Consider the following 14,631-nt stretch of genomic DNA (forward strand, 5'->3'; position numbering starts at 1 on the left):
CCTTATGAGCGCTTTTTCTTTTTCTTCTTGCTTTTTTTCTTGTTAAAATAACGAATACAGAAGAAAATCATTAGGAAGACCACAAATACTAGTCCTGCAATCAAGACAATCAATTTCCAATCAATGCCGTTTTCTTGAATCAAAGAAACATCCTGTGAATTGTATTTATCCGCATCTTCCTTAGTAATTTTAAACTCTTTATCCCATTCCCATTTTTGTTCGCCACTCATAACTTTTATGTGCGCTTTATAATCGCCAGCTTCCATTTGATCTCCGTTCATAACTAGAGGAAAATCAATCATTGAATTCGGAGCCATGCGCATATCTGCACGTTTCGTATCATACAATACCGCATCTGAACCTTTTTTCATGACTTCCATTTCAACAGTCATTCCATTGACAAAATTCGCCTCAATGTTAGAGAAATTGGCAAAAATAGCATTTCTAAAATTAGATAATCCTGGATATACATCATTTAATGCTAATTCAGGTTTTACCTCTGCATCAGTTTCTTTTAAAACCATACCGATTACATACGCATATTCATTTAAAACACCAGATTCTTTCTTTTTTTGTTCCTCTTCTTCTTTAGTTGGCTTACTTTTCAAGTAAATTCCACCGACAATAATGCCATCATAACTCGTTTCTGGCATAGAAATATCTATGTTCAATGGAACTGTTTCATTGGGTTTTAGCGTAATCTCTGCTGGCGCACTAACAACATCCTTAAAATCATGTTTTAAAGAATTATCATTTTTCACCGTATTCGGACCATACTCAAGTACACCGTTTGAATTTGTTTTTGTGCTATTTAAAGCGACTTCAATCGTCTGCTCTTGATCCATTCGATTGGTTAACATAATTTGAACTGTCTGTTTTTGCCCTGGTTGCATCTGCAAATTAAAATATTGCGAATCACCAATTTGATTTTCGGGCTTTACTGCATCATAAGAAAACTGTAAATCTGCCCAAGCTGGACTAACAAAGCTCACTAATGACACTATGTACATTCCTATAATGATTCCTATTCGATACCTTTTTTTCATTTTTCGAGTCCTTTCTATAACTAGTAAAGAAGAAGGTGGGAGAGAACAAGTCAATGACTCATCCTCTCCTCCTTTCATGGCATTACTTATTTTCTCTTACGAAATAATCGTTCTTACTCTTTTCCGGCAGGTGCTTCTTGAGGTGTTTCTGCTAAAGTCCATGTAACTGTAGCAGAATATTGACCTACTTGAACTTCTTGTTCTTGGTTTGTAGGAATCATCAATGATACTGATTGTGCTGGGTCTTTATCTGCACTGCCTTTTTCACCAAAGTAAATAGCATAACGTCCTCTACCTTTGTCAGGTTGTACATTAGAAAATACTGTAGTTTCTTGATTATTAACTGCAGCTGTTGTTGCTAATCCCTTTAACTCGGTTGGTATTAGTGCTGCATTCTGTGCATCAGCGACTAAAATTGGATTAGTATAAGTAATTACTGCACCAGTCAGTGTTCTAGCTTTACCCTTGATTTCTCCTGAAAAGTCCTTTGTTATTTTTGCAGATAAAGTATAGCTATGATCATCTATCGAACGGTTATCTTTAAACTGTACCCAGTTCGGACGACCTGTTACTTCATCTTCTTTTTCTGCATTCGCAGTCACTGGTTTTGCAAAAGCTCTTACAACGCCAGTTGTTGCTTCGTGTTTTCCGAAATCTAATTTAGACACTCCTTGAACAACAAATGCACCATCTTTTAAATCTACATCTGTATCAACGATTGTATCTGTTGAATTTGGTACAATAACACCACCTGTATCTTTGTCACCATATGTCGCTTCAACAAATTCGATATCCGCTGCGCCTGTATTCGTATCTGTTTCTGCTGCTTTAGTGATTGTTGCTTTTGGTGTTGCTACCGCGATTCCAGCTACAGCTATTAAAATTGCCCCATATAACTTTGTTGTCTTTTTCATTTATTTCTCCTCCTAATTGTTCTTACTATTTATTTATGGCAACTCAGCGATTAGCCAAGTTAACACCGTTGAATACGCGCCTGCCTGTTTTTCAGTCGCACCTGGCACAGATAGCGTAATTGCTTGGTTACTGTACACAGCTTTTTCAAAAACCGGATCAATCAATTCTTGATCATTTTGATCTTTCCGAAGACTTAATGAGTTTGGGCGTTCATTCTTATTTTCCCCTGATGCCCCAAACACAACACTCCATGTTCCAGTACCCTTATCCATTGGAGCCACCGCTAAGTTATACGTTTCTCCAATATTATTCATTTGAATAATTTTTTTAGATACCGTTGGGGCAAAACGTACTTCTTTTTCAGAAGAAGTCCACGCTTGATCGAATGAGATCACTGCCCCTTTTAATTCTTCTCCTTCTTTTGTCGCATGCTTAAATTGATGTTCTTGACGAACTTGCAATGTCCAACCATTGGGATGATCCCGATAATCAGATACTTGAATAAAGTTTCCTCTAGCAGAGGTATCATCATGAAATAACTGAGCATTGACCGCAAACACGCTATCTTTATCAGAAAGTAACACTGTACTAAAGTTCAATTGCGGAACAAAGTCAATCCGTAAATCATCTGTTGTAAAAGGCGATTCTCCTGCATCTACTCGTTTACTCGGATCTTCAGGATCTCGAATGCTCCGATCCTTTTCTTTATATGGTGTTATTTCAATTTCTGCTCCACCCTGCTGTGATGATTCTTCTGCAAAAGAGGGTTGATTGGTTAGCTGTAAAAATAACCCCACAAGTAAGAGAGTTGTTCCAAGATAAAGTCGTTTCATAATTCACTTAGTCCCCCTTCTCACTTACAGATTTTTTTCGTTTAGTCCAACATAGAAATAGTCCGAATAGTAATACTAAGCTCCCACTAAATAGCAAGCTTTTTTTTACTAATTCACCCGTCGACGGAAAACGTCCGACTGGTTTAGCAACACTCTTATCAGGTGTACTTTCTTTTGGTTGACTCGATGTCGGTTGCGGTTTACTGACTTCTGTACTTTCTTTAGTTTCCTCATAAAAAATGATTTCACCATTCGTTTGTACCGCATTTTCCATGCCATACATAGAAGAAGGGCCTAAAGCCAGCCCACCAAAAAGCAATAGAGAAAATAGCAGGAGATAGGTTACTATATTTTTTTTCATCTTCATACTGTTTATTTCTCCTTTACTTTATGGTGTATTACTTAGCATAAATTCAATCGTTGCTTGATACTTGCCGACTTTCTTCACGTGATCTCCTGGAACCTCTAACTTGAATCCCATACCATTAACTTGCCATAAATCACTTACATCATAATCAACTTTTAATGAATCCGATGGATCAGATGTTTTTGAAAGTAATAGATGTGTCGTTCCAGCAGTAAAGATCTTTTCATTCGAAGTTCCGTCATTATAACGAAGAATCCCTGATAACGTTTTTTCTGAACCATCAATTGCTTTAAAATCTTCAATAACTTTTGCAGACAAGTACCATTCTTTTTTCGTTGCTCGAGTATCTGATACGATTAACGATTTATCTAATGTCACTTCATCCACACGAACGTTACTTGCACTAGAAGTTTCTAGACCAAAATCTAATTTATCCGGCGTAGATGATAAAAAGACAATCCCTTCAAATCGATATTCAACCACTGTGCCATCTTTTTCGATAATGACATTGGTTTCATTTTCAGGACGTGTTTTTAAAACAAAGTTTTCTTGTTTAATTAACTCGATCATTTTTTCGATGTCTTTATTTTTAGTCAAATCAATGCCGTCACCAATCATTCCCTCAAGAATAATTCCTGGTTTTAAATCTTTGCTCTGTTCATTCACAAATTTTACAGTCACATTCGAAATACTTTTTACAACAGTTATCATGATTTTTTTCGCAACTTTTGAGTCTCCAGTACCGTAATATAGCGTTACTTCATAGATTCCAGAAGGCGCAATCGTTGAGCCAGTGTTAGGCGCTGGTAATGTCTCTTTATCAATTTCAACTTCTGCCAAATCAAGTTTCTCGCCAGTGACCGTATCATAAAGAGCCGCCTCACTCTTTTCTAAGATCATCTGCGTAATCCCTTGTTCATCGGTTGGATAATCAATTGCAGCAACAGAAAAATCATTAGCACCTAAAACATTCAGATGTGTTTTGGACACTTCATCTTCTAACTCTTTTACAAAAATCGGTACGACAACTTCGCCGACATTACCTGCTTCATCGATTAGATTCAAGGTAAAACTACTTTTACCAACAACCGAAACGATTTGCGCAATATCTTGACCAGGCGCTAATGTGATTTTGATATCAGCCTTCTCTGTTACATTGTCACTCCACTCAGATAGAAAAACAGAATAGTCAGAAACATTTTCGATTGCTTCTTTGTCATTCAAATCAATAACAGTAATTTTTCCAATTCCTTCTGGTGGAAGCGTGTCTTTAAATGTTAGCGTAATCACCTTCTCAGCAGTCCCTGCCGTCAGGATGATTCTATAAGCCTGTACTTGCTTAGTTTCAACACTTGAAGTATCAATGTTAAATTCAGCGGCATTTGCTGTAATATCAATGGCTTTTTCGCCTGCAATATCGTAAGCAAGAACATTTCCATATGCAATCGTTAGTTCTCGTTCAGTCTCACTTGTCCACTCGATTTGATCCATCTCAAAATTTTGACCAGTAATGGCCGTATCTTTTGTAACGGTCCAACTATCGTCATAGACTAAGATTTCAGTCGTAAATATATCGGAATTTCCAGCTTCATCGGTCAACTTAATTTGTAATTCTTTAATTCCTGTTGTCGATACTAATTCCTCTATCTCCTGTCCGGTCACTAACTCTGCAAGAATTTTATCTACAGGAGTTACGTTATCTGAAACATCTGTCAAGAAGCTTTTCAAATCACCTTTTTTGATTGCATCACTATCATTTAGCGAAACAGATGTGACTTTACTTTTAGCCTTTGGTGGTTCAGTGTCTGTAAACGTAACGTAAATAGTTTTACTGGCATCTCCACAAGCTAAAGTGATAGGATATCGAACATTAATCTTATCTTTGACGGCAGTTGTCGTAATAGTAAATTTGTTCGCATCGTTTGTTACATCGGTAATAGTAGAAGCACTAAGAGAGTATCCTCTTGCTTCTCCTTTATCAATCACAATCGTACGAGCAGTTTCTGCCGACCACTCTCTAATATCTACTTCAAAATCGATTCCATGAACAGATCCTGTATTACCGATTGAATCATTTTCATCAATGACTAACAACGGAATCGTAAATTCTGCAACATTCCCTGCTTCATCTTTCAAACTAGCAACTAGTTTATCAGTCCCATTCGAGCCGTCTTTTAGTCCCACTGTTTCAACCAATTTATTTTTTTCGGCATCTGTGGTAACCCATTGGCTTACGATTTTGTTTTTAGCCGAAGTTTCATCTTCATACGAACTAAAAGCACTTGGAACATAAGAAGGAATCCCCGTTGTATCAGAAGCAGCTGCTATTTTCCCTTTGTAGGTTGTCAATTTTTTAACAATTGCTGTTGGTGGGGTTTTATCTACGATTTGAATACTGACTTTATCTGTACGTAAATCTGTATCAGTTAACACCAAAGTTCCTTTCGTTCCGCCAGCAATTTTGGATAGGTCTAAATTATCAAACGACCATTTTCCTTCAGCATCTGCGTTGGTTACATACCTTTTACTACCTAGAGTCAACACTAATTCCGCATCCTCTGCGACACGATTCTCTACATAAGAACCATCTGGTAATTTATAACGTGTTAAACCATCAAGTTTTTCATTATTCGGCATCACATAGTATTTTTCAGATTGATTAAAGGTTGCTTTATCTGTCATGATAAGTTCAGGAAGATCGATATCATTCGACCAGCGGCTATAGTTATTGATAGAAAAGTTTTTTGCCATATCTGCATTCGATGAATTTGAAGATCCATCTTTATTAACCGTCACTCCCTCTAGTGTAAATGTATCAACTGATTGCCAGATTCTTATTGGGTTTCCAATCCCCTTTGAACCTTTACTCCAAACCGCATGATTCATATTTTTAACATTAAAATCACTTTCGGAGTTCCAACCATTGTGTATTCGGAAAAAAGCCCCAGTACCAAAATATCGAAAATCAAATTTTCTAGGAGAATCCACATTTACATCTGTTCTATAGACTCCTATCATCCCATATTGAGCATATTTACTTGTTGTAGCAATTTCCGTTACAGAATCAGAATTCAGATTAATGCTGCCTCGTTTATCATTATCAACATTTCCCATATTCGATCTCAATACGTTACCAGAATTGAAACATTTCGCTTTAAAGACACCATTATTTTCAAAATGTCTAAAATGTAAAATGATACTATGATTGAGGGTTCCAGTATCAATTCCATTATTTTCGGCGTAAAGTTCAGCATTTTTTTTAATAAGAAACCTATGTTCATCTGCTTCTCGTCTATCTAAAATATCATAGCCTGGTTCAGTTGCTAATAAAAAGTTAGCTGGGCCATATCCTCGCCCAAAGCCAGCGTCGCCTCTATTAGTTCCCGTAGTAGAACGAACGACAGCATTATCAGGATCATTAGGATCATCTTCATTCCCATACAATGTTATGTTAGCGGCAATAACACCTTTAAACTCTGTATGAATACTTATTTTCCCTTTAAATACGACTTCCTTAGTCCACATTAGATATGTAAACTCATCTTTCGAATCCACTTTTATATTTTTAAATGTCACTACTAAATTAGAATTTTGACCATTATCACTTAAATTAGAATATTTATCGTTTTTACCATTACTATCTTTATCAGGTCGCGCATCACGGATAAATCCCATGAACGGATTAACATTAGGATCAGTAGTATCGTGCCCTGAAGATTTCAATACCCCTTGTTCTTTAGATGAACTAAAAATTGTAAAATCCGTATGCTTTTCATATCCAACCATCTTTACAGCAGATTTATCGCCAACAAAATTGACTGTATTACCATTTAGATCAATATGTTTATTTGTAGACACTTCCGAAGTAGTAGTAATTTTTAATTCAGGAACAGCCACATAATAATCCACACCAGTCGTATCTTTCATAGCATTGTTCCATTCTGTTGCTGTTTTTATCGGTGTCCCAACTGGCTGCCCTTCTTCGGCATAAGCTGAAATATCGGTCCATAACATAAACAAGAGAACAAACAATACGCTAAACGCTAGACCTACCTTCACTTTTTCAACTCTTTTTTCTTTTTTCATTTTTTCACCCCCTTCTTTTTATCCTTCAGTTCTCCTTTTCCAACAAACCACCCCCTTTACAGCTTACAACTCACAACTACTGTATGTATAACACTGATCCCTTATACAGGTATTTATTTCTATATAAGTAAGAATCTATCAATTGAAGTAAAATTATTCGTCCTATTTAATTTCCTAAACCAAACAATCAATTTGATTCAAATACAGAATCTATAAAAATCCAAAATGCCGAACTAACTAATCGGCGTCGAAATTAAAAACAAATTAAAATAAAAATAATTTTATAATCATTCGAAATAATATGCATATACTGTTATACATGTTAAACGAGCTAAACAGTTATGTCTATCATTATTACATTATTTTTTTACCATTTTTTTTTGATTAAATAAAAAAAAATGAGAAAATAGTTTTCGCAACCAGAAATCAATACCTTTTCTAACCATTTTTGATAAAACAAAAAGCAAACTATTTAAACTAATTAAAATTATAAATCATTTACAAAGATGAATATAACTAACTATAGAAAATCATAGAAAAAAGGGAAATAAAGTTCATTTATTTATTAACAGATAAATACTTTAAATTCAAACTATAAAAAAAGAATACTAATAAAGTCAATAAGAAACATTTATTTTTTTAAGACTAACTAGATAACCTTAATCATATTTTTAATTTATTAATTAAATTATTTTACAAAAACATAAAAACACAAATTATTATTATTATCTAATCCATATAATTATCAGATTAAGATTAATAACCTATATTTTCTAAAAATAGAACTATAAACAGACTAAAAAATTATAAATTCCATTAGAAAATTTCACGAATGTAAAAAAAAATAAGAACTAAGGATTTTTTTTCTTACTTATCCTTAATTCTTATTTTTATAATATAAAATCTATTTAAGCGTCATTTTTAAAATTAAAATGAATCATTTTAGATATTTTCCGATTAATTCTATTTATTAATTATGGTTATTGGAACCAAAATAACTCCAAAGAAAAATGACCGCCAATAAATGTTTCAGCTACGTGCTAACTTTAGCGATCGAGTTTCTTATATTTATTAAGCTGCTACATAAGCATATTTTTCAATATTTTCTTTAATCATATCAATCATTTGATCATTTTCAATGCCAGTAACTTCGATAATACTTTTTTCAAGATCTGCTGTTCCCATCAATTCCTTCAATTGACAACTTTGTTCATCTTCAGGATCATAGTAGTTAAAAATCATCCCAATTGTTTCAAATAAATGATAAGGAACTACATTATATTTACTTAATTCTAAAATAGGACGGACAAATCGTTCTTGATTGCCTAATTTGCGCATCGGCGTTCGTGCTACACGACTAATTGCATCTGAAATGTATTTATTTTGAAAACGACCAATGATTTTTTCCATATACTGCTCATGTTCAACTGGATCAAAGCCCCATTTCGCAATTAATAATTTCCCCGTTTCTTTCAAAACAGAACGTAATTGAACTAAAACTAAAGGATCTTCCATCGCTTCATCAATTGTATTATATCCTTGCAATGCACCTGTATAAGCAACTGTGGCATGACCTGTATTTACACTGAATAATTTTCGTTCAATATATGGCTCCAAATCACTGACATAATGAACATCCGTCAAACGTTCCGTTGATTTACATGTCGTTTTATCTACAACCCATTCACTAAATGGTTCTACTTGAACAAATAGAGGATCTTCATGATGTTGCAATGGAACAATTCTATCAACAGCTGCATCAGGAAAACCAATATAGCTTTCTAAATATTCTACATCTTGAATAAAAGAAAGTACTTGTTCTTTTAAATAAGTTGAGCCACCAATCATATTCTCACACGCAATAACATCAATTTTTTCAGTGTTCCCTTGTTCTTTTCTATAATCAATTCCCCGAGCGATTAATGAAGCAATTTTTGGTAAAACATTAGGACCAATCGCAGTCGTTACCATATCCGCTTCCGCAATCGCCGCCACAACTTGCTCCGCTTCTTCTACACTATTAAGACCTGTTACTTGGTCAATTTTTATTTGTTCATGAAATTCATCTGCTCTTTCTACTACATACTCGCTTTTGTCTTTTAACGCTTGAATAATTTCTTGATTGATATCTACAAATGTAATGAAATAATCATTCTTATGTAGAATTTCCCCAATAAATCCACGACCAATATTTCCAGCACCAAAATGTACAGCTTTTTTCATAATATCCTCCTTAAGCAATCGCCAAATTTTCTACAACTTCGTCTTTTGTTAAAGCATCCGCTAAATCAACTACATTATCCATATCGCTACAATACAAAGCAATTTGTTGTACTAATTCCAAATGTTCATCCCCTAAGCCGGCAATCCCAAATAAAACAGTGACAATTTTTTCTTCTTCTTCTGTTCCAAAATTAACGCCATCAGGAACTTGCACAATACAAATACCTGATTTTTTGACTTGTTTTTTTGATTCCTCAGTTCCGTGGGGAATTGCAATAAAATTCCCCATATAAACAGATAACATCTGATCTCTTTGAATCATCGCATCTACGTAAGAAGGTTCTACACAACCTGCCTCAACTAGCCTTTCACCACAAAATCGAATGGCCTCTTCTTTCGTTTCGAATGACTGATTTAAGACAATCATTTCTTTTGATAATTGTTTCATTTCGCTTCCTCCTTCACGTCTATCAAACGACGGCTTTCATTTGTGAAATAATTTGTTGGTATTTTGGTGAATGAATAAAACTAGCGACTGTCACATGCATGGCATTCGGGGCTGTTTGATTTACTTGTTCAGCCAATTCTTCTTTTGCAATGACCAACGTTTGCTCATCTGCTTCTAGTCGATCAATATGAACTTTTTTCAATGGTACGTTTAAATGTTCTTTTTCAAGTAACTCTTCAACAATTTTTTGTCCCATTGTTGCTGAACCTTTTCGATCATCATGTGCTAGAATAATCTGTTGAACCCTGCCAAGTGTTACATTTTCATCGGTTGGATATTCGTTGGTTACATCTTCTGATACCGTGGGGTTTTCCTGCTCATCTTTACCAGATAATGTGCGTACGATTTCATTATATTTAGGCGAATTTAAAAAGTTTTCAACTGCAACAAAATTCGCTTGTGGTACTTTTTGGCGCGCTCTTTCTTGTAGTTCTTCTTGTGTCACAACTAAGGTTTCACTACCTCCAGTTAGATTATTAATCGCTCGATTGGTCACTTCTTGCGATAATCCTGCTTCCTTCACTTTTTTACGTAAAATGGAAGCCCCCATAGCACTTGATCCCATACCTGCATCACAAGCAAATATAATTTGCTGAATCCCTTGCATTGCTGGTATATTTGCTGGCATTCCTTGTCCTTTAGCCTGCATTTTGGCATTTTGAGTGGCTTGAACCGTTGCTTCAAAATCTTCTTCTTTGGCATCTGCTTTTAAAATAACCACTGAAATAGCAAATGAAACAGCAGTTGCAGCAACAATTCCTAAAATAACGGGGATGTGCGCGCCCATTGGTGCCATCGCCATAATCGCGATAATCGAACCTGGTGAAGCCGGTGCTCTTAGCCCAGCATCCAATAGTTGGAATACAAAACTACCTGTAACACCTCCAGCAATTACTGATAAGAATAAGAACGGTTTCATCATGACATATGGAAAATAAATTTCATGAATTCCACCAAAGAAGTGAATAATCATCGCACCAGGTGCTGAAGCTTTTGCCGAACCTTTTCCAAATAAACTAAATGCTAGTAAAACGCCTAGTCCTGGTCCAGGATTTGCTTCTAGTAAAAATAGAATAGATCGACCAGCTTCACTAACTTGTTCTGTGCCTAATGGTGTTAATATGCCATGATTGATTGCATTGTTTAAGAAAAGAATTTTTGCTGGTTCAATAAAAATATTGGTTAACGGAATTAGATGTGCATTTAAAATCACTTCTACTCCAGTTGCCATCGCTTGTGTCAATCCATCAACGACAGGACCAATCGCAACAAAACCAAGTAATGCTAATCCAAAACCAATCAATCCAGCTGAAAAATTATTGACTAACATTTCAAAACCAGCTTTGATTTTATCTTGGAATAGACGATCAAATTGTTTCATTGCAAAACCTGCTAGAGGCCCCATAATCATTGCACCTAACATCATCGGTACGTCCGTACCAACAATCACACCCATTGTTGCAATTGCCCCTACAACTGCACCACGATCACCAGCTACTACTTTTGCACCTGTATAACCGATTAGTAATGGAATTAGATACGTTAACATCGGACCAACCATCGTTGCAAAAGCTTCATTTGGTAAATAACCGTCTGGAATAAATAGTGCTGTTAACACACCCCATGCTATTAAAGCGCCAATATTCGGCATTACCATACTTGACAATGTACTTCCGAGTTTTTGAACTTTCGCTTTCAACGATTTTTTATTTACTTGTTCCATTATTCATTCCTCCTCTTCTTTATGGTTTCATTGTATGCGCTAACACTTTCAGAAAATAGTCACACTTTGGCACGTTTCTTTGTGTCAAAACCGAAGTCTCTTTTTTACTAAACTAGATTGGTAATTGAAAAATGTAACTATTCGCATAAAACTTAGGTAATTCATCCACTTATGTATCGTTTGTACACTGCACCATTCCTAGATGTAAAAAATCGACTAACTATTGAAAAATAAATGATAGAACGTATTTTTTTAGTTTTTAGAGCACAAAAAAAGGCACAGAAGTTTAGAATAACTTCTGTACCTTTTTGTTATTATTTAGAATTTTGAGCAAGTATTCCCTTAATTTAAATTTTTAGACATGAGCGCTATTTCTTCTAGTTTTAACAAACCAGAAACCAGCACATGCTAATACGATAGCTCCAACTGCTAAGTAAGCATAAATGCCATTTCCACCAGTACTTGGTAAGAAACCTTTTTTTGTATTAGCAATTTTTACCGCTAAACTATCGGCACTTGTGCCAAAACTACCTTCGTTGATTGTAAATGCTGTTTCTGCATTAACGACTGCATAGCCTTCTGGTGCTTTTGTTTCCACCATTGCATACGCATTTTCATCTGCATACATTAACCCTTGTACTAAAAATTGTCCATTGGCATCTGAAGTGAAAACCGTCGCATCTTTTTGATCTGTTACATAGTTCATTCCTTTTGCGGTTGCTTGATCATACGCTGTTAACGCTGTGCCTTTGCCTTGTGCTTCTGTAGTGAATTGTACAAATTGACCAGCTATTGCAACAACTGTGCCATTTTCATCTTTAATATCTTTTACTACTTTAACAACGAATTCTGCTCCTGCTAAAGCACTGCCGTCGTTTCCGTCATATTTTTCAAAGTGCTTTCCACCAACAATTAGTTTTGGGGCTTTATCTGTTTTCGTTGAAACATCCCCTTTACGGTTGGTTGTTTCAGTCGCTGTATTTTGCATTGGTTGATCTGGAACCGCATTTTCGTTAATGACTACTGAATAGTAAATACGTAATTGTTGTCCAGCATAGGGTGCTAAGGCTTTCGCTGTTGCTTGACTTGTTGCATCATCAGTTGTTCCTTTTAAGTTGAATGAAACTGTAAAGCTTGATGGGTTTGTTCTATCTGGTTCACTTGTTAGTGTATAGTGAGAATTTAAAACTGATTCAATATTTGTGTTTACATCGGTTGTTGAAACAATTTTATCGATTCCGACAAATGTTGTACCGACTTTGTCCATTGCATCATGAATGTTCAATTCTTGATAAACTGTTTTTACACCATTGTCTTCATAGGTTTCACCAATCCCATTTGGAACAGTAAAATCAATGTAATACTCAATACGATCGCCAACATTGTGTGTGTATGTGTTTGTATCTGAGTCTGCGCCTTCATGACCGACCATTTCTTTTGTGAAGTCTTTTTTAACTTCATTTTTGGGGTATAATTGAATCGCTGTATTTTCTGTACCATCTGCTTTGTTCACAGGCAAAACAACTAGCATAGGTGTTGCTTTTTTTGTGGCATTTGCAGGCGATTTTGTTTCAAAGAATAAGTAAACTTGGTATGTTTTACCATTTTTACGATCAACAGTAAAGGTTGCTTGTCCTTTATCATTGGTTGTTTGTTCGCCAATTGATTGATTTGCTGTTGGATAAGAAGTAGCGTAAGTGTTCAATAATGATTGTTGTGCTGTTTTCATGGCAGCTGTTTGTTCCGCTTCTGTTGGTGTTGTTTTACCACTTAAAGCAGTGTTATAAGCTTGCCAAAATTCAGAGCTAACATTATAACCTGTAAATTCTACGCCTTGAATTGAATCGTATTGATCAAATTCACTCATGGCTTCCCCGGTATTTTGAATTTCAGTTGGGTAGGTGTCGACTGCTTTTTTATTTAGTGTAATTGAAACCGTATCTTCAGCGGCATAGGCTTTATCCATGCCAAATCCTACCATCGCAGTAATCATTGGTACGACCATCATAAGACTAACAAAAACTCGTTTTAATCGATTGCTCATTCGTTTGTTACCTCCATTAATTAATTGTTTTTTTGTGTTTCTTTTCTTCTATTGAAGTACCAAGTACTTCCAACTCCTACAATCAATAACAAGCCGAATGTAGATAGAGAAGACGTTGCTTCATTAGGATCTTCTTTCACTGTATATTTATAGGCATCACCAGCTGCGTCATATTTCGGTAAATCAATAAATTTATACAGCCATTGCCCATCATCGCCTGCGGTCACTTCGGTTTGGTCGATTTCTTCTCCATTTTGAAGCAAACGAACTGTAATTGATGTTGGACGAGCATGGTGTTGATCGTTATTATCTTGCCAAATTTTTTGGCCTAAAATATTTGTGACTTGCAAATGATTCGTAATCGTTGTTCCATCAATACTTGATTCGTAACCATTCACAGATTCTTCTTTCACAGTGCACGCATATTTATTCCCGTCAGCATCAACTTCTAACAAATTAGAAAATACATAGTTCCATTCATTATTAGAACCAGCTGTAATATCATGTTTAGCTAAAAAATTTCCATTCTGATACAAACTCACCGTGATTTTATCTGGTCGTAAATTGTATCTATTATTTTGGTCATCCCAAATTTTTTGTCCTTTTATCTCAGTAAGCTTTAATTTATTAGTAATTGTTGTTCCGTCAATGCTACTTTCATATCCATTTATTAGGTCTTCAGTAACTGTATATTTGTAGTCATTCCCATTACTATCAAACTTTGGTAAATCCATAAAGGAATATTTCCAGTCATCATTTGTTCCAGCAATTACTTCTTGCTTAGATAAGAAATTTCCATTTTGATATAAATTAACTGTGATTTTTTGAGGACGAAAATTCAACTTATTCTCTTGATCATCCCAAATTTTTTGGCCGTTTAGTTTTG

General features: G+C 35.2%; 10 protein-coding genes. All 10 read right to left on the bottom strand.

Going from position 1 to position 14,631, the window contains the following annotated elements; all coding sequences use genetic code 11:
* Positions 1-2 precede the first annotated feature (2 nt).
* Complete coding sequence (locus tag ACYSNW_RS00245) at positions 3-1,046, bottom strand: DUF916 and DUF3324 domain-containing protein (RefSeq protein WP_461742237.1); 1,044 nt, start codon at positions 1,044-1,046, stop codon at positions 3-5.
* A 113-nt stretch (positions 1,047-1,159) separates the two neighbouring features.
* Positions 1,160-1,960, bottom strand: coding sequence for a WxL domain-containing protein (locus ACYSNW_RS00250; protein WP_461742238.1), 801 nt, complete (start codon positions 1,958-1,960; stop codon positions 1,160-1,162).
* A 33-nt stretch (positions 1,961-1,993) separates the two neighbouring features.
* Positions 1,994-2,794 (bottom strand): WxL domain-containing protein, encoded by an 801-nt coding sequence (locus tag ACYSNW_RS00255; RefSeq protein ID WP_461742240.1) that lies wholly within the window; start codon positions 2,792-2,794, stop codon positions 1,994-1,996.
* Positions 2,795-2,801: 7 nt separating this feature from the next.
* A complete protein-coding gene (locus ACYSNW_RS00260) occupies positions 2,802-3,161 on the bottom strand; it encodes an LPXTG cell wall anchor domain-containing protein (RefSeq protein ID WP_461742242.1) in 360 nt (119 codons plus the stop codon).
* Between the two features lie 21 nt (positions 3,162-3,182).
* Positions 3,183-7,247, bottom strand: a complete 4,065-nt coding sequence (locus ACYSNW_RS00265; RefSeq protein ID WP_461742244.1) for a hypothetical protein — start codon at positions 7,245-7,247, stop codon at positions 3,183-3,185.
* Between the two features lie 1,071 nt (positions 7,248-8,318).
* Entirely contained in the window at positions 8,319-9,470 is a 1,152-nt protein-coding gene (locus tag ACYSNW_RS00270; protein WP_461742246.1) for a mannitol-1-phosphate 5-dehydrogenase, read from the bottom strand.
* 10 nt (positions 9,471-9,480) lie between these two features.
* A complete protein-coding gene (locus ACYSNW_RS00275; RefSeq protein WP_461742248.1) occupies positions 9,481-9,918 on the bottom strand; it encodes a PTS sugar transporter subunit IIA in 438 nt (145 codons plus the stop codon).
* Between the two features lie 22 nt (positions 9,919-9,940).
* A complete protein-coding gene (locus ACYSNW_RS00280; protein ID WP_461742250.1) occupies positions 9,941-11,701 on the bottom strand; it encodes a PTS mannitol transporter subunit IICBA in 1,761 nt (586 codons plus the stop codon).
* A gap of 355 nt (positions 11,702-12,056) precedes the next feature.
* Positions 12,057-13,745 (bottom strand): SpaH/EbpB family LPXTG-anchored major pilin, encoded by a 1,689-nt coding sequence (locus ACYSNW_RS00285; RefSeq protein ID WP_461742252.1) that lies wholly within the window; start codon positions 13,743-13,745, stop codon positions 12,057-12,059.
* A gap of 20 nt (positions 13,746-13,765) precedes the next feature.
* Entirely contained in the window at positions 13,766-14,611 is an 846-nt protein-coding gene (locus ACYSNW_RS00290) for a Cna B-type domain-containing protein (RefSeq protein ID WP_461742981.1), read from the bottom strand.
* Positions 14,612-14,631 lie beyond the last annotated feature (20 nt).

This window comes from Enterococcus sp. LJL99 (genome assembly GCF_054871725.1).